The organism is Massilia sp. Root351 (assembly GCF_001425045.1).
In the GTDB taxonomy this organism is placed as follows: Bacteria; Pseudomonadota; Gammaproteobacteria; order Burkholderiales; family Burkholderiaceae_D; genus Rugamonas.
In genome coordinates this window covers 639,405-657,072 of sequence record NZ_LMDJ01000012.1, presented here as the reverse complement: position 1 = coordinate 657,072, position 17,668 = coordinate 639,405, and the positions used below count along the sequence as shown (strand labels likewise).

The following is a 17,668-nucleotide window of genomic DNA, read 5'->3' as shown; positions in this document are numbered from 1 at the left end:
TGGCGGCGCGCGCGCCATGCCGTAGAATGCCGCCGGGCTGCAATGAATGCAAAGGGAGGGACGCGATGAGAATGCCGATGTTGATGCTGGCGCCGCTGCTGGCTTGCGCGCTGTGGCCCGCGCAAGCGCATGCGGACTCGGATGCGGAAGAGGCCTTGCCCCGGGTGGTGATTCCGGCCCAGCGCGACGCCGAATGGCATAGCTACCGCCACGCCTACAAGGCCGCGCGCTTTTTCGCGCCGTACCTGAAGACGCGGCCCCTGATCCAGGCACACCTTCAGATCCGCCCGAACCGCCCGGAGCTTCCACTGGACGGCCTGGAGGTGCAATTGGCAGGGGAAACCGTGAACATGACGCTGCCGGTGGACGCCATCGGCCGTCTCACGCTGCCAATGCTGAAGCAGGCCTTCGACGAGGATGCGGTGCTGCGCCTGAACCGCCAGAAGGGCCACTATCACTTCAGCGGCCGCTATTCGATCCGCGAGCGCGAGGATGGCGTGTATGACGGCGCCAGCCTGCGCGCCGCTTGCGAGCAGTTGCTGAGCGCGCAGCGCGAGTCCGGCTACCGCCTGCGCCTGATCGGCAGGAAGTGCGCAGGCGTGAAGTTCGTGTACGCAGCGTCCGGTCCAGTGCCCGAGGTGCTGCACAAGGATGCCGCCGGCGCGCTCACGCCGCTCGCCGTGGAGCGCGGCTACCCCTTTGAGAATCCCACCATGGGCACCTACCAGGTCGCCATTTACCGCTTTGCCGACTGGCCAGTGCAGGGCGAAGTACTTGCCCGCGGCAAGCCGCTGGCGGTGGGAACGCTGTACGACTAGTGCGCCCGGGCCCCGGCGAGCCTTCTGACAACGGTTGCCAGGCGGTCGATTTCGTCGAAAGTGTTGTAGAACGCCAGCGAGGGCCGCACTGTGGTTTCGACGCCGAAGCGGCGCAGTATCGGCTGCGCGCAATGGTGCCCGGTACGCACGGCGATGCCTTCCTCGTTGAGCGCCTTGCCCACCTCTTCGGTGCTGTAGCCGTCCAGTACGAAGGACATCACGCTGGCCTTGTCGCGTGCCGTGCCGATCAGGCGCACGCCCTTGATGCCCAACAGCTGCTGCGTGCCATACACCAGCAAGTCGTGCTCGTAGCGGGCAATGTTCTCAATGCCGATCTGGTTGACGTAGTCGATCGCCGCGCCCAGCCCCACCGCGTCGGCGATGTTGCCGGTGCCTGCTTCGAACTTGTTCGGGATGGGCTGGAACACGGTCTTCTCGAAGGTGACGTCGGCGATCATATTGCCGCCGCCTTGCCATGGCGGCATATCCTCCAGCACTTCGCGCTTGCCCCAAAGCACGCCGATGCCGGTCGGGCCGAACACCTTGTGGCCGGAGAAGACGAAGAAGTCCGCACCCAGGTCCTGCACGTCCACGCGCATGTGCGACACCGATTGCGCTCCGTCCACCAGCGCCTTCGCGCCCGCCCGGTGGGCCAGTTCGACGATCTCCTTGACCGGCGTGACGGTACCCAGTGCATTTGACACCTGCGTCACCGCGACCAGCTTGGTGCGGTCGTTGAGCAGCTTGCGGTATTCGTCGAGCAGCACTTGCCCGCTGTCGTCCACCGGGATCACGCGCAGCCTGGCGCCTTTGGCTGCGGCCAGCTGCTGCCACGGAACGATGTTGGCGTGGTGCTCCAGGTTGGAGACGATGATCTCGTCACCTTCGCCCACGTGCTGCGCGCCCCAGCTTTTGGCCACCAGGTTGATGGCTTCGGTGGTGCCGCGCACGAAGATCACTTCGTTTACTTCCGGGGCGTTCAGGAAGCGCTGCACGCGTTGGCGCGCGCCTTCGTAGGCGTCCGTCGCGCGCGCCGCCAGCGCATGCGCGGCGCGGTGAATGTTGGAGTTCTCGTGTTCGTAGAAGTAGTTGATGCGGTCGATCACGGACTGTGGCTTGTGCGTGGTGGCGGCGTTGTCGAACCACACCAGCTGGCGGCCGTTGACGCGCTCCTGCAGGATGGGGAAATCGCGCCGCACGGCGTGCACGTCGAACGGCGCGTGGCGGCCGCCGCCTGCCAGCGGCACGCCGTCATGCGGCGCCGGCTTGGCGGGCGTGACGTAGCCGCTGGGCAGGACCACCGAGTCGATGAAGTAGTACTGCGGCGCTTGCGAGGGCGCCGGCGGGGGCGGGAATGCTGCGGCAGGCGTGGCAACAGGCACCGTAGCAGGCGCCGCAGCCGGTGCCCAAAACGGTGCCGAAAACGGTGCCGCTGCGGGCGCGGTGACGGAAGCCGCTGCGGGCGCTGCATTGCCCAGCGTTTCCGCCACGCCGAGCGCGGCCCCGCCGATGCGCGGTTCGTAAGCCGGCAAGGTGCTGAACACCTTGTCCGGCACGCCGTTGCCGGCCGGCGCCGCCGGCGCCAGTGCCGGCGCGCGGTTGCCCAGCGAAAGCACCTGGGTGGGTGAGGCCGGGATCAGGTTGGCGCCCGGGATTTGCCCTTGCGGAATCGGCGTGCCCGGCACGGACGGGCCGAAGCCTGCCGGGCTGGCCAGCGGCGAACCGGCCGGCGCGATATTGCCGGGCGCCTGCACGCCGCGCGGAGAGAACGGCGGCGCGGCGAAAAACTCGGTCGCCAGGCGCGCCAGCACGGCCGGATCGAATGGCGCGCCGGGCGGTTCCGGCACGTCGGCGGGCCGGTTCGCCGGCAGCGAAGTGGGGGGCGTAAGGTAGCTCACGTGACGGCTTATTTATAGGTGTCGGGATAGTCGTGGTACTTGCCGATTTCGACGTCGTCGAGCACGGCCAGCGCATCCGTGGTCAGCACGGCGAGCGAGCAATACAGCGAGATCAGGTAGGACGAAATCGCGTGGTTGTTGATGCCCATGAAGCGTACCGACAGCCCCGGGCTCTGCTCGCCCGGCAGGCATGGCTGGAACAGGCCCACCACGCCCTGGCGCTTGTCGCCCACGCGCAGCAGCAGGATCTTGCTCTTGCCGTCGGCCACGGGCACCTTGTCCGACGGGATCAGCGGGATGCCGCGCCAGGTGATGAACTGCGAGCCGAACAGGCTCACGGTGGGCGGCGGCGTGCCGCGCCGGGTCGCTTCGCGGCCGAATGCGGCAATCGCCAACGGATGCGTGAGGAAGAACGCGGGCTCTTTCCACACCTTGGTCAGCAGCTCGTCCAGGTCGTCCGGCGTGGGCGCACCGGTCAGCGGGAAGATGCGCTGCTCGTCCGTCACCTGCGCCAGCAGGCCGTAGTCGGGGTTGTTAATCAGTTCGCTTTCCTGGTTCTCCTTGATGGTTTCGATGGTCAGGCGCAGCTGCTCCTTGATCTGGTCGTGCGGGCTGCTGTACAGGTCGGACACGCGGGTATGGACGTCCAGAATGGTGGAGACGGCGTTGAGGAAGTACTCGCGCGGGTTGTCCTCATAGTCGACATAGGTGCGCGGCAGCTGATTCTCTTCCTGGCGCGCGGTGCACGTGACCTTGATCGCTTCCGGGTTCTTCACCTTGTTCAGGCGGTAGATGCCGGCTTCCACGGGCACCCATTGCAGCAAGTGTGTCAGCCAGCGCGGGCTGATGGTTTCCAGCTGCGGCGCAGTCTTGGTTGCATTCGCCAATTGCCGTGCTGCGTTGTCGCCCAGTGCGGTCGTGCCGCCGATTGTTGCAGACATCCGTGACTCCATTTCAGATTAGTTGAGAAAATTAGTTACTTGCACAGTGTGCGGTGACTCGCCGGGCGGCTCAACATGCTATCGCCATCACTCTCCCTTCCGGCAGTGAATTCATCTCGTTGATGGCCTCGCCGTGCGTCACCAGCGCCGAGGGTGTCAGGGCAAGCGCCGCGGCCAGTTTCTCCACCGTCAGCAGCGAGGCGATGACGCAGCCTCGCTCGATTTCACCGATGTAGGAGCGGTTCAGGTTCGAGTTCTCGGCCAACCGTTCCTGCGACCAGCCGCGCTGTTGGCGCAGCCGCCGCACGCCGATGCCAAAGCTCTGTACCAGTGCGCTGGGTACGCTGGCGCCGCCGGGTGCCGGCGCCAGCACGTCGTCGGGCGCGGCGGCTTGCGGCCGGCCGGCATGGCGCTTGGTGTTCATGCCGAGGCGATGCCGTTGGCGAAGGCGCCGCTGCGCGATTCGGCTTGCGCAATACGTCCGCCGGGCGGCACGTCATGCGTGAGCCAGACATTGCCGCCGATGACTGCGCCTTTGCCCAGCGTGATGCGGCCCAGGATGGTGGCGCCAGCGTAGATGACGACGTCGTCTTCCACCACCGGATGGCGCGGCAGGCCTTTCTGCAGCTTGCCGTCCGCATCGGTGGGGAAGCGCTTGGCGCCCAGCGTCACCGCCTGGTAGACGCGCACGCGCTGGCCGATCACCGCAGTCTCGCCGATGACGACGCCGGTGCCGTGGTCGATAAAGAAACCTGCGCCGATGCTGGCGCCGGGATGGATGTCGATGCCGGTGGCGCCGTGCGCCAGTTCGGACACAATGCGCGCCAGCAGCGGCAGGCCCAGTGCGTAAAGCGCATGCCCGAGGCGGTAATGGATCATCGCCAGCACGCCGGGATAGCACAGCAGCACTTCGTCCACGCTGCGCGCCGCCGGATCGCCCTGGTAGGCGGCCAGCACGTCGCTGTCGAGCAGCCGCCGGATGGCGGGCAGCTCCGCCGCGAAGCTGCGCACCGCCGCCAGCGCATCGGCATCGATGTCGCTGCTGGTGGCGCGGGTCAGCGCCGCGTTGTATTTGAGTTCGCGGCGCACCTGCTTCAGCAAGCCGTGCAACGCGGCGTCGAGCGCGTGCGCAACGTGGAAGTCCTCGCTTTCCTGGCGCAGCTCGGGCGGGCCCAGGCGCATCGGAAACAGCACACCCTTGAGCGAGCCGATGATGGCGGCCAGCGCATCGCGCGACGGGAATTCCCGTCCGCCGGGTTCGTTGGCGCCGCTTTGCGCCTGGCGCCAGCTGTGGCGCGCCGTATACAGCGATTGCACGATGCCGGAGATGTCGAAGGTGCTCATGCGGTCCCCTTAATCCTGTATCCAGGGCAGGCCATGGAAGCGCCAGCCGTCGGCTTTGCCGCGCTGCTGCAGGGAGTCGATTTCTCCCTCGAAGCCTTCCAGGACATTGAACACGGCGGTGAAGCCGGCCTTGCCGGCTGCTTCCGCAGCCAGCACGGAACGCTTGCCGCTGCGGCATAACAGCAGGACGACGGCGTCCTTGCCGCCGATCTTGCTCTCCAGTTCGCGCACAAAGCGCGGATTGCGCGTCAGCGCGGTGCCGGTTGCCCAAGGCACGTGCAGGCTGTCGGGCACGTGGCCGACAAATTTGCGCTCTTCGGCGGTGCGCACGTCCACCAGCAGCGCGCGGCCGGTGGAAAACAGGCGCCAGGCCAAGGCCGGCGGCACGCCGCCGGCGTACGTCAAACCTGCGGACCCCGCTTGCTCTTTGATCGATGCCAGCTCGTCGGGCAAGGCTTCCGGGACTACGTCAACTAACATAAAGGACCTCGTGGATGATTTGTTCTGATGGCGATAGACAACAGCCAGCCGTTGACGTGAATGTACGGTTGCCTGAAACAAAACAAAACGAATAAAAACAAGGACGCAAAGGCGAAAAACAGATATGCGCCGGCGTATTGCCGTTCGGGCGCAGCGGGGCGGAAGGGCGGAGGCGGAAGGGGAACGGCGGAGCGGGGCGGAGAGAGTTACCAGCTGCGGGACGGTTCGGCGGCAAGGCTGCGCCAGGCGGCGCCGGCCAGTTCGTCTATCGCCGCGCGCGGGTCCAGCGTGACGCGGCCGCTCAGCCAGTGGCGCGCCAGTTCCTGCGCAGGCCCCAGCAGCAGCGGGGCGTACAGCTCGTGCGGCAGGCGGCGCAGTATGCCTTGGCGGAACCAGGGCTTGAGCAGATCGAGCAAGCTCTTGAAGTGGCCGGACGTGAGCGTCCGCACCGCCTGTTCGTGCGCCGGCGCCACAGCCTGGCGGCGCGAGAACAGGAAGCGCGCCAGCTCAGGGCTGGCCGTCACCCACTCCAGGTGGCTGGCGATCATGGCGTGGATGGCGCGCTCGGCATCCTCGGCTTGCCCGGTGCGCTCGATGAGCTGCGTCCAGTAGTCGTCCAGTCCCTGCATGAACAGGGCTGCGGCGATACCTTCCTTGGTGCCGAAATGGTGGTAGATGCTGCCCACCGACGCCTGGCTGCGCTGGCGGATGTCGTCGATGGTGGCGGCGTCGATGCCTTTTTCCGAGAACACGGCGAGCGCGGCCCACAGGATGGCCGACTTGCGGTCGGCGGGGGGGAGGGAGGCGGTCAAGTTCATGGCTAGAATAATGTTCTAGAATATAATTCTAGTCAAGCCGCGCGACGTGGTTTGACGTGATTGGCTCCGCCCCGGTCCGTTTTCGCTCCGCGCGCGAAGGCTTTCGTCGCAAGGCGGTTGCCAATTGCGTAATAGACCCGGACAATGCGCCATCGTCCCCACGTTGCGCCGCTATGTCCACCTCTGCCGCCATTGCCACCAAGCCGGGCTTCCCTTATCGCCGCCTGGCGACAGACTTCCTGTACGGCCAGGTGCTGAACCTCGTCTGCGGGCTGGCCACCACGTACATTCTCCGCCTGGGAGGCGGCTTTCTCGGCAACTGGCTCATTTCCATCTGCATCGGCAGCATGGCCCTGCTGATGATCGACGGTGCGCGGCTGGCGCTGTGGGGCCAGCACCAGCGTCCGCACTGGCTGCCGTTTGCCGTGATCGTGGCCATTTCCGTGCCGGTGGCGCAAGTGCTGGGCCTGCGGCTGGGCGGCTGGCTGCTGGGATACGACATGGGCGGCCTGAGCAGCATCGGCAGCAGCATGTCGTCCGGGATGATGATTTTCACCTTGCTGGCCGCAGGCGCGGCCACCATCTTTTTCACCAGCCGCGACCGCGTGCTGCGCGCCGAAGCGGCACTGGCGCAGGAGCGCGCGCGCACCGAGACCGTGGCGCGCCAGGCGGTGCAGGCGCAACTGCAGTCGCTGCAGGCGCAGATCGAGCCGCACATGCTGTTCAACACGCTGGCCAACCTGCAAGGGCTGATCGCCATCGACCCGCCGCGCGCGCAGGAGATGCTGGAGCAGCTGATCCAGTACCTGCGCGCCACGCTCACGTCCTCGCGCGCCGAGAGCACCACGCTGGCGCAGGAATTCGCGCTGATGGAAGCCTACCTCGGCCTGATGCGCATCCGCATGGGCGAACGCCTGAGCTACGCGTTCACGCTGCCGCCGGCGCTGCGCGGCGTGGCGCTGCCGCCCATGCTGCTCCAGCCGCTGGTGGAAAACGCCATCGCGCACGGTCTCGAACCCCGCATCGAAGGCGGCCACCTGGCCATCGCCGCGCAGCTGGAAAACGGCGTGCTGGCGCTCACCGTGCAGGATAACGGCCGTGGCCTGGACGCGGGGCCGGGCAAGGCCGGCACCAGCGTTGGCCTTGCCAATACGCGCGAGCGCCTGCATGCCATTTACGGTGGGCGCGCCGCGCTCACGCTGGAACCTGCGGCGCCGCGAGGCGCCATTGCCCGCATTACTCTTCCTGCCTGACTACCATGACCCTTCAAGTATTGATCGCCGAAGACGAACCTATCCTGGCCGCCACGCTGGCGCATGCGCTCAAGCGGCTATGGCCGGAGGCCGAACTGGTGGCCACCTGTGCGCACGGTGCGGACGCGCTGGAGAAGGCGCTGGCGCTGCAGCCGCACGTGCTGTTCCTCGACATAAAAATGCCCGGCATGAGCGGCCTGGAAGCGGCAGAGGAACTGGCAGAGCAGTGGAGCGGCAGGGCAGGCAAACCCTTCCCGCAAATCGTGTTCGTGACCGCCTACGACGAGTACGCGGTGCAGGCTTTCGAGCGCGAAGCGGCCGACTATGTGCTCAAGCCGATCAGCGATGCCCGGCTGGGCAAGACCATCGAGCGCCTGAAGGCGCGGCTATCGGCGCCGGCGCCGGGTGGGGGGCTGGAGGCGCTGCTGGGGCAGATGCGGGCGCTGCTGCCACCGGCAGGGCCATCTTCCGCTTCGGCAGGTCCCGCGCCCGAGCGCCTCAGCATGATCCGTGCCGCGGTGGGCAACCAGGTGCGCATGATCCCGGTGGGCGAGGTGGTGTACTTCGAGGCGCTGGACAAGTACGTCAACGTGGTGACGCAGGACAGCGAAGCGCTGATACGCATGAGTCTCAAGGAATTGCTGCCGCAACTGGACGATAAGCAGTTCTGGCAGGTCCATCGCGGCACCATCGTCAATTCCACCTGCGTGCAAAGCGCCTTGCGGGACGAGGCGGGCAAGCTGTCGCTCCAGTTGAAGCACCGGCCCGAGCGCGTGCGGGTCAGTCCGTTGTACGCCCACCTGTTCCGGCAGATGTGACAAAAAGCGCCATGAGCGCTGCTGGCACGGGGCAACCGGCCGCCGCGCGCAGCAGCCCGGTGATCTCGTCGGCCTGATTTGTCAAAAGGCATGCTGCACGGTCGCGATGGCAGCGCTGCGCACGGCGGCTCCGGGCACGCCGCCGTAGCGGCGCACGGTGGCGCTGAACAGCCAGGGGCCGGGTTTCCAGGATAGGGCCAAGCTGGCGGTCTTGCTGCCGTTCTCCGGCTGCCACAGGATGTCGGCGGACACGTCGAAGTCGCCGCTGTTCTGCGCTGCGCGTAGCAGGACGTTGCGTTGCTGTCGCGCCGACGCGGTGCGGTCCAGCCACGCTTCTCCCAGCATGGAAAACTTGGCTTCGTTGGTCCAGGTGAAGCCGGCCAGCACCTTGCCGCCGCCGTTGTCGCCCGCGCCGCGCTGCCAGTGCGGCGGCGCGGTGCGGCTGGTGCGCCATATGTCGTGCCGCTGCTGAAGCAGCACCGAGGCGTGCAGTTCCAGTTCCAGCGAGGCCACCTGCGAGAACGACAGGCCGCCTTCGATGCCGTTACGCGACGACACGCGCAGCACGGCGTATTCGTCGCGCGCGCCGTTCTGGCGGTACAGGCGCACGGCCAGCGAACCGTCGTCGCGGGGCTGGCCTTCGCGGCTGCGGCCAGGGTTCGACAACACCACCGTGAGGGCGCGGTCGGTATCGAACGCTTCCCAGGCCAGCATCGGAACCCCTTCAAGCGTAACGGGATTGAGGGCACGGCGGTCTTCCTGCTGCACCACGTCCAGCGGACGGAAAGCGTAGCCCACGTCCCAGCTCATCACCTTCTTGCCGGCAGTCAGGAAGCCGCCTGCGAGCGGGCGTTCCAGGGACATTTCATTGACCGCCATGCGCGCGCCGCCATCGCTGTCCTGGCGCGCGGTCAGCGCGCCGCGCAGCGCGGTTTGCCAGGAAGCGTTGTATTGCCAGCGTAGCTCGACATGGACGAATGTGTGCGTGCTGCGGCCGTGAAGGGTGTCGAACGACTCCGCCTGGGCACGCAGGTTCAGCGCGGCGCTGTCTTCCGCGGCGGCCGGGGCTGGAAGCAGGACGGCGGACGCGAGCGCGCACACCGCCAGGGCCGCCAGCGGGAATGCCACCGCTCCCGAGCGTGCGCCGTGGATGGGGGCGGGCCTTGCGCTGGCCGCTACGCCGGGTGCGCTGGTGTGCCCGGCGAGGAAGGGCAGTGCAAGGTTCATGGCGCCACGTCGTTGCGGCTCAGGTACATGGGATTGAACAGCTCATCGCCGAACTGGCGCGGCTTGTTGCCCTGCACGTGAACCTGGGTTTCGCGGCTGGTCTGGATCTCGTCGATCAGCGTCATGCGCGTCACCGATGCGCGACCGTTGCGCGTCTCCACGCTGAAGCGCGCCTGCTTGATCTTGCGGTCAGAGGCCGCGAACAGGTCGGCGTGCACCGGCCGGTAGTCGCTCCTGGCCACATGCAGTACGATGCGCTGGTAGCTGAGCGACTTGCGCTGCGCCGCCAGGTCCAGCTCCAGGCACGGAACGCCGTCCATTTCCAGTTCGCGCACCACGCTGCCCGCGTAGTCGCCGGCCCAGGTCATGTTGGCGATGTCGCCGGTGGAGGCCTCGCCGAGCAGCTTCTGCATCGGCGTAATGCGCATCGGCCGCGCGCTGCCCGGCACCAGCAGCCAGAAATCGTCGCCGGACATCAGCACTTTCTGGCCCGCTTCGCCGGGAGAGCGCGACAGCACCAGCGATTTGCCGCCGGGCCGCACCAGCACCTGGTAGCGCTTTTCCTTGTCCGGCTGGCCGTTCCTGAAGGTCTGCACCAGCGTGTCCAGCTGCGCCGAGGCGTCCGGCAGGCGGAAGGCGTCCGCCTTCTTCAGGATGGCCTGCACGTCCGTCGCGCCGGCGTGCCCAGCAGCCGCCAGCATGGCGGCGAGAATGAGTTGCTTAAACATGGGCGAGCGCCTCCACAACGGATTGTTTGGCAGCCTTGCGGCTGATGAACCAGGACGCCAGCGCCGACAGCAGCGCCACCGCCAGCACGGCGCCCGCATACATCGGTACCGACACCGACACCGCAAGCGGATAGCCGTTGCTGCGGCCGGGCGGCGGCGGCATCTGGATGCCCGCCAGCAGCAGGAACAGCGCCACGCCGCCCGCCAGCAGCATGCCGGCCAGTGCGCCGCCGCTGCCCAGCGCCAGTCCCTCCAGCGTGAACACGCGCATCACCTCGCCCGGCGTGGCGCCCATGGCGCGCAAGGTGCCGATTTCCCGGGTCCGCTCCAGCACCGCCATGGCCAGCGTGTTCGTGACGGAGAACAGCACGATCACCAGCACGATGGCGCCAAGGAAGCCGAAGATGCGGTCGTACAGGCCTTTCACGCTCTGATAGAACACGGCCTGCTGCAGCCAGGTGCGCACTTCCAGCGCGGGGCCGGATGCCTGCAGGGAGGCGGCGGTGGCGCCGGTGAGCGCGATGTCGTTCAGGTAGATGCTCAGCGTGCTCACCTTGTCGGTCAGCAGCAGCGCCTGCGCGGTGGCCAGGTCCACCATCGCCAGCCGCTTGTCGATGTCGGAAATGCCGGTGCTGACGATGCCGGTGACGTGGACGTCCACTGCGTTGAGGCTGCCGTTCACGGTGGTGGCCATCAGCGTGAGCACGCTGCCGGGCTGCGCGTTCAGTATCCGCGCCAGTCCTGTGCCGATCACCATGCCGGGCCCGTTGCCCGCGTCCTGTCCGGGCAACCGGCGGTCCAGCAGCTCGCCCGCTTCGCGTTTCATGAACGGTCCCTTGACGAGGAACTCCTGCGCAGCGTCCACGCCGGTGCCGAGGAAGATCTCGCTCTTGTCGCCATTGCTGATCAGTCCGGAGAACTGCAAGCGCGGCAGCACGCGCTTGACTTCCGGGCGCGCCAAGAGCTGCCGCGTCACGCCGGGGGCATCCCGCAGGCCGAATTCCAGCGGCATGTTCTCCACGCCGTTGAAGTGCCCGCGCGCGGCCAGCACCAGGTGGCCGGTGTCGCGCGCGCTTGCCTCGGCCAGCGACTCGTAGGTGTACAGCGCGAAGCCGCCGCCCAGCAGCGCGGCGGCAGTGCCAGTGGCCGTGATGGCCAGCGTGACCATTGAACGGCGCCGGTTGCGCATGGCATTCTTTAGCGCCATCGACAGCCATTTGAACTTAGTGAGCATGGCGCGCTCCTTCGAGCAGCACGCCGTCGGCCAGCGCCAGCGCGCGGTCGCAGTGGCGCATCATGCGTTCGTCGTGGGTGGCCACCAGGAATGTGGTGCCGTGTTCGTGCGCCAGCTCCTTCATCAGCCCGATGATTTGCGCGGCGGTGGCAGCGTCCAGGTTGGCGGTCGGTTCGTCCGCGATCACAAGCTGCGGTTGCTTGACCACGGCGCGCGCAATCGCTACGCGCTGACGCTGTCCGCCGGACAGCTGGTCCGGCCGATGCTTGCCCAACCCTGCCAGCCCCACGCGCGCCAGCGCGGCATCGACGCGGCGTGCGCGCTCTGCGGCCGGCACGCCCAGCAGGTAGAGCGGGAATTCCACGTTGTCGTAGGCGCTCATCACCGGCACCAGATTGAAACTCTGGAAGACGAAGCCGATGGTCTGGCGGCGCAGCAGCGTCTTGCGCGCATCGTCGGCCGCAAGCAGCGGCTGGCCGGCGTACAGCAGCTCGCCGCAGTCGGCCTGGTCCAGCAGGCCGCACAGGTTCAGCAGTGTGCTCTTGCCGCTGCCGGACGGGCCGGTAACGGCAACGATCTCGCCGCGCACCACGGCCAGCTCCACGTTGCGCAGCGCGTGCACGGTGTTTCCGCCAAGGGTGTAGGACTTGCCGATGCCGCGCAGCGACATCAAGGGTTCGGCGGCGCGCATCACAATCCCAGCTCCTTCAGGCGCGCTGCCGCCTTGGTGGCTTCCGCCGACTGTGGCGCTGCCTCCGCCAGCTGGCGCAAATAAGCCGCTTCGTCCGCACTGCGCCTGTCGGCTGCGGCTTGTTTGGCGGCCAGCGCCAGCAGGCGGGCGCGCACCGGCGCGGGGGATTGGGCAAAGACGGGAGACTTCAGCGCAGCGTCCAGCGCACGCAGGCCGCTGGCGCGGCGGTTCATGAAATCGGGCAGGGCGAGCAGGGTGTTGGCGGCCACCAGGCGCGTCTCTACGCTTTCGGGCGCGCCGCCGAACAGCACCTCGTCGTGCGCAGGCGTGAGCTGCGCCAGCGCCTTTTCGATGGCGTCCGCGCCGCTCTCGGCGAACTTCATCTTGTGCCAGGGCAGAAGCGCGTCGCGGCCTTTCAGCGCGGTGGCGGCGCCTTGGTAGGCGGCCAGCAGCGGATGGCCTGGGTGGCTTGCCGCCAGGGACTCGAAAGTGGCGGCGGCCGCGTCGCGCGCGCTGCTATCGCCCGCGGCGCCAGCCTGGAACTGTTGGCGTGCCTGGACAAATCCGGCCGGCGCCATTTCCTGGGGCGCGGCAGATGCCAGCAGGCAGGCGCCGCCCAGCAGCATGGCGAGGATGGTTCGTTTCATGGTGTGCTCCGGTGGTTGATCGATAGCGTCAGGCTAAAGATCAAGCGCAGCGGCAGCCACCGGCTTGCGACGAAACAGGGTTGGGCGGCGCCGAAACGCAGTGGCGGCGGCGCCGGTTTGTCAGGCCTCTGCGGCGATGCGCGCGGCCAGGCCGGCGATCATTGTCTCCATGCCGAAGACGAAGCGGGAATCGAAGTCCGGATCGAAGATGTGTTCGCGCGCATCAGTCAGGTGCGGGAACATGGCGTGCTTGCTGGCGAAGTCTCCGCCGCGCCGCATCAACTCCTTGGCGTCCAAGTGCTCGGGCGCAATGCCGCTTTCCTCGATCACGAAGCCCAGGATGAAGTACATGATGCCGAACGCGCCCCACGAAGCAGTGCGCGGATTGGCGCCGCCGTCGTGCAGCGGCGTCATCAGGGCCTCGCCCACGCGCATCACGTTTTCGGACACCACGTAGGTGCCGGCGAACACGCGCGCACCGTCGCGCCGCGCCAGCAAGGCCCGGCGTACTTCTCCCGCCACCGCCATCAGCCGCTGCTGCCAGCTATCGGCATCCGGTGCGCTGCGCGCTACGTCGTACATCAGAGCATCCGCCATGCCGTCCAGCAGCACCTGTTTGCTGGCGAAGTGCCAGTACAGCGAAGCGGCCTTGATCTCCAGTGCATCGGCCAGGCGGCGCATGGTCAGGCCCTCCAGGCCCGTTTCATCCAGCAGTTCGAGCGCCTTGGCGATCACCGCGTCCTTCTGTATGGCCATATTCTTCTTTACATGGGTTGTCTAACGATGTTAGTTTACTATACCTAACGATGTTAGATTGGAGAAAATATGAAACTCGAAGCGGATGTAATCGTGGTGGGCGGCGGCCCGGTGGGGCTGACTTTGGCCTGCGAACTGCGGCTGGCGGGGCTGGACGTGCTGCTGCTGGAACGGCGCGCCGAGCGCGTATCCAATTCGCGCGGCATGGGCATGCATGGACGCACGCTGGAGATGCTGGGCCTGCGCGGGCTGGCGCCGCGCTTCCGTGAGCGCGCGCTGCCGTTCAGCATCGGCCACTTCGCCGTGCTGGACACGCGGCTGGACTTTTCGGTGCTCGATCCGCAGTACGGCGTAAACCTGGTGATACCGCAGTCGGTCACCGAGGAGCTGCTGGAGGCGCGTGCCGCCGAATTGGGCGTGCGTGTGCAGCGCGGCGCGCTGGTGCGCGAGCTTTGGCAGGATGAAGAAATCGTATCCGTCGGCGGCGACATCGATGGCGCAGCCTTCACCGCACGCGCGGCCTGGCTGGCAGGCGCGGACGGCGGCCGCAGCCTGGTGCGCCAGCAGGCCGGCATTGCGTTCGAAGGGCATGCGGCCTCCGTGTACTCGATGTTGGGCGACGTGCGCCTAGGCGCACCGTTGCCCGGCAAGGCGCACACGGTAGTCAACCAGGCCGGCGTGCTGATGGTGGTGCCGATGGGCGACGCCTATCACCGCATCATCCTGATCGATGCGCAGCGCTGCCGCGAGCCATCGCAGCAGCCGCCCACGCTGGAAGAGCTGGCCGAAGGCGCGTGCCGCGTCGCTGGCTATGACTTGCAGCTCTCGGACGCGGTGTGGCTGTCGCGCTTCTCGGATGAAACGCGGCTGGCAGCCCAATACCGCAAAGGCCGCGTGCTGCTGGCGGGCGACGCCGCGCACATCCACATGCCTGCGGGCGGGCAGGGTATGAACGTCGGCATGCAGGACGCGTTCAACCTGGGCTGGAAGCTGGCCGGCGTGGTGAAAGGCGAAGCCGGCGCGGCGCTGCTGGACAGCTACGATAGCGAACGCCGCGCGGTCGGCCAGCAACTGCTGGTCAACACCATGGCGCAGACAGCGCTGCTGACAGCCTGCGACACGCGCGGCCTGGCGCTTCGCCAGCTGATGGACGGCCTGCTGCGCGATCCGGCCACCAACCGTGCGCTGGCACTGGAAGTGTCGGGCTTCGGCATCAGTTACCCCGCCAGCCTGTCGATGGCGCCGGACGGCTGCCGTGTGCTGGAGCAGTGGACCGGTGCGCGCGTGCCGGACTGCCCGCTGCATCTGGCCAGCGGCGCGCAGGTGCAACTGCACACCCTGTTGCACAGCGGCCGCTGGCTCTACCTGCGCTTGTGCGACGACGCGCCAGCGGGCGTATGCGCACCGGGCCAGGTGCAAACGCTGCGCGCCACGCTGCGGGAGCCGGTTTCCGGGCTGGCCGGCGCCGCCGCGTTGCTGGTGCGTCCGGACGGCTACGCGGACTACGCGCTGGCCTGATCGAAAATATTTCGGCGGGCTCTGGTCAATTCCAACCCTGATAGCTCAGTCGGTAGAGCGACGGACTGTTAATCCGCAGGTCCCTGGTTCGAGTCCAGGTCGGGGAGCCAGAACACAGAAAAGCCCAGCCTTAGCAGGTTGGGCTTTTTGCATTTTGCGCGCATTTTTACTGCGCTGTAGGAAGCTGCCGGCGGCAGGCGCCGGCTGGCCGGGCCGAGCTTACACGCTCTTCACCTGCAGGGTTTGATCTGCCGTCTTGATGTTGAACAGACGGTCGATGTTGGGATGCTTCCCCGGATTGGCACGGGCATCCTGGGTGTGTTCGGCATAAATCTTCAAGCCAAGTTCTGCCGCCTCGGGAGTAATCGCGCCCAGGGTCTCGGCCAGCCAGCAATAGACCCGGAGCGATCCCGCCTGGCCTTGCACATTTTCGATCTTTGCCGCTGGCGCGCCAGAGTGGTCGACCAGTTCGATTGCGGCAACCGCATCCCTTGAGGGAAGCAGGGAGAGGTTGTCGGAAAATTTTTCGCTGAAGTTTGGTAGCTGCATAGGTACTCTTGCAAGTTTTCATGTGGATAAAGCAGCATTTTGTCACATGTTTTAGCTCGCGGCAGCGCACATCGTCGACACCAACGCGGCGGCAATCACGATCTGCGATGGACCATTTCCCTTGCCGGCTATCAAAACGTAACTTTTGATCGGCTTTCGCTATCAAATTCCCGCACACCATGCGCATTATGGCAACGGCAATTGCCCTGGATGGCTGAATGAGGTGGACGGCTGCTGCACCGGCCAGTATCCTTGCACTATGTACACGCGGGCAGGTTTCGCGAATGGAAAAAACAAAAGGGATGAAGATGGTAACGGATGAGAAGGTTGTATATGGCACTGAGGATTTGCTGACCAGTCTGTGCGACTCGGTCACGCGGGTGCTGAACATCGCAACGCAAAGCACGGTGCACTATTCTGCGATGGTGCAGCGGATCACCAAGGTTGGCCTGAAGCCCGATATCGGCTGCTTCGTGCTGTTCGACGGCGGTTTTACTGGCTTGGTGGTGCTGAACTTCGGTAAAGACACGGCGATGGAGCTGTACGAGCGCTACATGCTGCACATGGGCATGCCCAAGTCCGAGCTGGCCGGCTCGCACACCTCGGACGAAGTGTCCAACATCCTGGGCGAGTTGATGAACCAGATCGTGGGCGACTTCACCGGCAAGATCCGGCGCGAGCTGCAGACCAACATCACCCAGAACCAGCCGAAAATGCTGGTGCTGACCAAGCAGGTGATGCTGAACGTGGACACGCCGCTGGACCGTCCTGAGATGCGCCGCGTGTCGTTCTACACCGAGAAGAATAACGTGTTCTACCTGGAGCTGGCGATCGACCGCACGGAGTTCATCCGCCTGCACGACTTCGACCCGCATGAAGCGCCGGATCCGGACGCGCTGATGGACATGGACCATTCCAGCCCGTCGAGCGACAGCGCCGCCGCCTCGCAAGCGCAGGAAGACAACGACGAGCTGCTCAAGTCCCTGGGCATGTAAATTCGCCGGCGGGCCCTAGCGCGGCAGCAGTGCCGGGCAGAAGCCGTGGCGCGCTTCGAAGGGGTTGAGCCACAATTCCTTGCGCCCGAACAGGGCGGGGTCGAGCTGCCTGTTGGGCAGCTCGAAGCGTTTACGGGTGCACAATTTGGCGCGCCGCAGGTCGTTGCGGTGATATTGCAGTACCAGCCGTTCCAGCGAACCGTCCGCCAGCAGTGCCTCCATGCCCGCCGTGATGCGGCGGTGCAGCCGCTTTTCGCGCGGCGCCACGAAGAACAGCGACGGAATCCGGTCGTGCAGCAGCAGGGTTTCTTCCACTGCCAGGGCGGGATAGTCCGGCTTGTGGGTATCGTACTCGGCAAAGATCTCGTTTACGCCGCGCGGCAGGTAGTCGAAACGGCCGGCCATCAGCATCTGGAACAGGCCGGTGTAGCTGCTACCCGTGACCACCGTGAGATGAGCCTCTTTCAGCGACTGCAGCGTGGCCCAGGCGCTGCCGCTACCGGCCTTCAGGCGCGCCAGGTCGGCCAGCGTGCGCGTGGCGCGCAGTGCGGGCTGGCTTTTGGCGTCGATCAGGAAGATGCGCCAGGATTGCAAGCCCAAGTCGATCGGGACTGGCACCGGCTTCAGTTCGCGCATCCAGTCGGGCGTGGCGGGGTAGGCCGTCAGGTTGACCAGGTCGCCGTCCTTGAGTGCCTGGAACAGGCGCGGACGCTCCATGTGCGCCACCGCATGCCGGATTTGATAGGGCCCGAATTCGGGCACGGTGCGCTCCAGTACGGCGGTCAGCAGCGCATTCGCGTATTCTCGCCGCCGGTCGGCCTTGGAGACAGGCTGGTCGAAGATGACGACATCGACGGCAACAGCGTGGCCTGCCTCCAGCAGGGCTGCTGCCAGCAAGGCGCGAATGCAAAGACGGGCTATCGATTTCCGCATGGGGGCCACCTTACTGCATG

Annotated in this window: 19 protein-coding genes and 1 tRNA gene; 6 read left to right on the top strand and 14 right to left on the bottom strand. The window is 66.4% G+C overall.

The window, feature by feature from the left end; genetic code table 11:
• Positions 1-65 precede the first annotated feature (65 nt).
• On the top strand, positions 66-818 hold the full coding sequence (locus ASD15_RS15955) for a hypothetical protein (protein WP_157200966.1): 753 nt from the start codon (positions 66-68) through the stop codon (positions 816-818).
• On the opposite strand, the gene ASD15_RS15950 is transcribed toward ASD15_RS15955, so the two are convergent.
• The 6 genes from ASD15_RS15950 to ASD15_RS15925 all read right to left on the bottom strand — a co-directional run bounded on the left by ASD15_RS15950 (position 815) and on the right by ASD15_RS15925 (position 6,299).
• Complete coding sequence (locus ASD15_RS15950) at positions 815-2,665, bottom strand: family 2A encapsulin nanocompartment cargo protein cysteine desulfurase (RefSeq protein ID WP_229418226.1); 1,851 nt, start codon at positions 2,663-2,665, stop codon at positions 815-817. The genes ASD15_RS15955 and ASD15_RS15950 overlap by 4 nt on opposite strands.
• 59 nt (positions 2,666-2,724) lie before the next feature.
• On the bottom strand, positions 2,725-3,657 hold the full coding sequence (locus ASD15_RS15945) for a family 2A encapsulin nanocompartment shell protein (RefSeq protein WP_057155920.1): 933 nt from the start codon (positions 3,655-3,657) through the stop codon (positions 2,725-2,727).
• 70 nt (positions 3,658-3,727) lie between these two features.
• On the bottom strand, positions 3,728-4,030 hold the full coding sequence (locus ASD15_RS15940) for a helix-turn-helix domain-containing protein (RefSeq protein ID WP_229418225.1): 303 nt from the start codon (positions 4,028-4,030) through the stop codon (positions 3,728-3,730).
• A gap of 47 nt (positions 4,031-4,077) precedes the next feature.
• The gene (epsC, locus tag ASD15_RS15935) at positions 4,078-5,001 is read right to left on the bottom strand and encodes a serine O-acetyltransferase EpsC (RefSeq protein WP_057155919.1); all 924 of its coding nucleotides are present in this window, start codon (positions 4,999-5,001) and stop codon (positions 4,078-4,080) included.
• A 9-nt stretch (positions 5,002-5,010) separates the two neighbouring features.
• Positions 5,011-5,481, bottom strand: a complete 471-nt coding sequence (locus ASD15_RS15930) for a rhodanese-like domain-containing protein (RefSeq protein WP_057155918.1) — start codon at positions 5,479-5,481, stop codon at positions 5,011-5,013.
• Between the two features lie 206 nt (positions 5,482-5,687).
• The gene (locus tag ASD15_RS15925; protein ID WP_057155917.1) at positions 5,688-6,299 is read right to left on the bottom strand and encodes a TetR/AcrR family transcriptional regulator; all 612 of its coding nucleotides are present in this window, start codon (positions 6,297-6,299) and stop codon (positions 5,688-5,690) included.
• Between the two features lie 173 nt (positions 6,300-6,472).
• Between ASD15_RS15925 and ASD15_RS15920 the strand changes: the two genes are divergently transcribed.
• Positions 6,473-7,552, top strand: a complete 1,080-nt coding sequence (locus tag ASD15_RS15920) for a sensor histidine kinase (protein ID WP_057155916.1) — start codon at positions 6,473-6,475, stop codon at positions 7,550-7,552.
• Positions 7,553-7,557: 5 nt separating this feature from the next.
• Positions 7,558-8,370, top strand: a complete 813-nt coding sequence (locus tag ASD15_RS15915; protein ID WP_057155915.1) for a LytTR family DNA-binding domain-containing protein — start codon at positions 7,558-7,560, stop codon at positions 8,368-8,370.
• 81 nt (positions 8,371-8,451) lie between these two features.
• Here the strand turns inward: ASD15_RS15915 and ASD15_RS15910 are convergent, their stop codons facing one another.
• From ASD15_RS15910 to ASD15_RS15885, 6 genes are all read right to left on the bottom strand, one after another.
• Positions 8,452-9,597, bottom strand: a complete 1,146-nt coding sequence (locus ASD15_RS15910; protein ID WP_157200965.1) for a hypothetical protein — start codon at positions 9,595-9,597, stop codon at positions 8,452-8,454.
• Positions 9,594-10,325 (bottom strand): outer membrane lipoprotein-sorting protein, encoded by a 732-nt coding sequence (locus ASD15_RS15905; RefSeq protein WP_057155913.1) that lies wholly within the window; start codon positions 10,323-10,325, stop codon positions 9,594-9,596. The genes ASD15_RS15910 and ASD15_RS15905 overlap by 4 nt, the downstream gene beginning before the upstream one ends.
• Positions 10,318-11,559 carry an ABC transporter permease gene (locus tag ASD15_RS15900; protein WP_057155912.1) on the bottom strand — a complete coding sequence of 414 codons (1,242 nt, stop codon included), beginning with the start codon at positions 11,557-11,559 and terminating at the stop codon, positions 10,318-10,320. The genes ASD15_RS15905 and ASD15_RS15900 overlap by 8 nt, the downstream gene beginning before the upstream one ends.
• Positions 11,549-12,250, bottom strand: a complete 702-nt coding sequence (locus ASD15_RS15895; RefSeq protein ID WP_057155911.1) for an ABC transporter ATP-binding protein — start codon at positions 12,248-12,250, stop codon at positions 11,549-11,551. The genes ASD15_RS15900 and ASD15_RS15895 overlap by 11 nt, the downstream gene beginning before the upstream one ends.
• Positions 12,250-12,897 carry a hypothetical protein gene (locus ASD15_RS15890; RefSeq protein WP_157200964.1) on the bottom strand — a complete coding sequence of 216 codons (648 nt, stop codon included), beginning with the start codon at positions 12,895-12,897 and terminating at the stop codon, positions 12,250-12,252. Before ASD15_RS15890 ends, ASD15_RS15895 begins: the two co-directional genes overlap by 1 nt.
• Before the next feature lie 120 nt (positions 12,898-13,017).
• Positions 13,018-13,653 (bottom strand): TetR/AcrR family transcriptional regulator C-terminal domain-containing protein, encoded by a 636-nt coding sequence (locus tag ASD15_RS15885; RefSeq protein ID WP_057155909.1) that lies wholly within the window; start codon positions 13,651-13,653, stop codon positions 13,018-13,020.
• Positions 13,654-13,722: 69 nt separating this feature from the next.
• Here ASD15_RS15885 and ASD15_RS15880 point away from each other — a divergent pair, with 69 nt between their 5' ends.
• Complete coding sequence (locus ASD15_RS15880) at positions 13,723-15,171, top strand: FAD-dependent oxidoreductase (RefSeq protein WP_057155908.1); 1,449 nt, start codon at positions 13,723-13,725, stop codon at positions 15,169-15,171.
• A 34-nt stretch (positions 15,172-15,205) separates the two neighbouring features.
• Positions 15,206-15,281 (top strand) — tRNA-Asn (locus tag ASD15_RS15875).
• 109 nt (positions 15,282-15,390) lie between these two features.
• Here ASD15_RS15875 and ASD15_RS15870 read toward each other — a convergent pair.
• The gene (locus ASD15_RS15870) at positions 15,391-15,720 is read right to left on the bottom strand and encodes a DUF2322 family protein (RefSeq protein WP_057155907.1); all 330 of its coding nucleotides are present in this window, start codon (positions 15,718-15,720) and stop codon (positions 15,391-15,393) included.
• 308 nt (positions 15,721-16,028) lie between these two features.
• Here ASD15_RS15870 and ASD15_RS15865 point away from each other — a divergent pair, with 308 nt between their 5' ends.
• Positions 16,029-16,715: a DUF3334 family protein gene (locus ASD15_RS15865; RefSeq protein ID WP_057156114.1), complete on the top strand. Its 687-nt coding sequence runs from the start codon at positions 16,029-16,031 to the stop codon at positions 16,713-16,715.
• Positions 16,716-16,730: 15 nt separating this feature from the next.
• Here the strand turns inward: ASD15_RS15865 and ASD15_RS15860 are convergent, their stop codons facing one another.
• The gene (locus ASD15_RS15860; protein WP_157200963.1) at positions 16,731-17,648 is read right to left on the bottom strand and encodes a hypothetical protein; all 918 of its coding nucleotides are present in this window, start codon (positions 17,646-17,648) and stop codon (positions 16,731-16,733) included.
• Positions 17,649-17,668: the final 20 nt, after the last annotated feature.

Excerpts from the sequence above, each read along its gene's own strand:
- ASD15_RS15890 (WP_157200964.1), bottom strand. The coding sequence starts at position 12,897 with ATGAAACGAACCATCCTCGCCATGCTGCTGGGCGGCGCCTGCCTGCTG.
- ASD15_RS15930 (WP_057155918.1), bottom strand. The coding sequence starts at position 5,481 with ATGTTAGTTGACGTAGTCCCGGAAGCCTTGCCCGACGAGCTGGCATCG.
- ASD15_RS15870 (WP_057155907.1), bottom strand. The coding sequence starts at position 15,720 with ATGCAGCTACCAAACTTCAGCGAAAAATTTTCCGACAACCTCTCCCTG.
- ASD15_RS15885 (WP_057155909.1), bottom strand. The coding sequence starts at position 13,653 with ATGGCCATACAGAAGGACGCGGTGATCGCCAAGGCGCTCGAACTGCTG.
- ASD15_RS15880 (WP_057155908.1), top strand. The coding sequence starts at position 13,723 with ATGAAACTCGAAGCGGATGTAATCGTGGTGGGCGGCGGCCCGGTGGGG.
- ASD15_RS15900 (WP_057155912.1), bottom strand. The coding sequence starts at position 11,559 with ATGCTCACTAAGTTCAAATGGCTGTCGATGGCGCTAAAGAATGCCATG.
- ASD15_RS15915 (WP_057155915.1), top strand. The coding sequence starts at position 7,558 with ATGACCCTTCAAGTATTGATCGCCGAAGACGAACCTATCCTGGCCGCC.
- ASD15_RS15905 (WP_057155913.1), bottom strand. The coding sequence starts at position 10,325 with ATGTTTAAGCAACTCATTCTCGCCGCCATGCTGGCGGCTGCTGGGCAC.
- ASD15_RS15920 (WP_057155916.1), top strand. The coding sequence starts at position 6,473 with ATGTCCACCTCTGCCGCCATTGCCACCAAGCCGGGCTTCCCTTATCGC.
- ASD15_RS15925 (WP_057155917.1), bottom strand. The coding sequence starts at position 6,299 with ATGAACTTGACCGCCTCCCTCCCCCCCGCCGACCGCAAGTCGGCCATC.
- ASD15_RS15910 (WP_157200965.1), bottom strand. The coding sequence starts at position 9,597 with ATGAACCTTGCACTGCCCTTCCTCGCCGGGCACACCAGCGCACCCGGC.
- ASD15_RS15865 (WP_057156114.1), top strand. The coding sequence starts at position 16,029 with ATGGTAACGGATGAGAAGGTTGTATATGGCACTGAGGATTTGCTGACC.
- ASD15_RS15895 (WP_057155911.1), bottom strand. The coding sequence starts at position 12,250 with ATGCGCGCCGCCGAACCCTTGATGTCGCTGCGCGGCATCGGCAAGTCC.
- ASD15_RS15955 (WP_157200966.1), top strand. The coding sequence starts at position 66 with ATGAGAATGCCGATGTTGATGCTGGCGCCGCTGCTGGCTTGCGCGCTG.
- ASD15_RS15945 (WP_057155920.1), bottom strand. The coding sequence starts at position 3,657 with ATGTCTGCAACAATCGGCGGCACGACCGCACTGGGCGACAACGCAGCA.
- epsC (WP_057155919.1), bottom strand. The coding sequence starts at position 5,001 with ATGAGCACCTTCGACATCTCCGGCATCGTGCAATCGCTGTATACGGCG.
- ASD15_RS15860 (WP_157200963.1), bottom strand. The coding sequence starts at position 17,648 with ATGCGGAAATCGATAGCCCGTCTTTGCATTCGCGCCTTGCTGGCAGCA.